Annotated in this window: 1 protein-coding gene; it reads left to right on the forward strand. The window is 36.6% G+C overall.

Annotated elements, in window-relative coordinates; genetic code table 11:
- On the forward strand, nucleotides 1-413 hold a 413-nt coding region (locus tag FUA24_RS23840), incomplete at both ends, for an isopenicillin N synthase family dioxygenase (RefSeq protein ID WP_148545822.1).

Genomic DNA, 413 nt, shown 5'->3' on the forward strand with positions numbered 1-413 from the left:
TAGGGCTTTAGCACTTCATTTAGGGTTAGAAGAAACATACTTTGATAATTACATACACAACGGAAACTCTATTTTAAGGCCTATTCATTATCCGCCAATAACAGTAGAACCTAAAGAAGCTGTTAGAGCTGCTGCTCATGGTGATATTAATTTAATAACCCTTTTAATGGGCGCCCAAGGAAAGGGTTTACAGGTTCAAAATCATAAAGGAGAATGGATTGACGCTATTGCTCAACCTGATGAGTTAATGATTAATGTTGGCGATATGCTATCAAGGCACACCAATAATAAATTAAAATCTACCATTCACCGTGTTGTAAATCCGCCAAAAGAGCTTTGGGGAACTTCGCGCTACTCTATCCCATTTTTTATGCATCCAATAAGTGATATGAAACTAGATGTTTTAGAACAAT

Source organism: Seonamhaeicola marinus, from assembly GCF_008085455.1.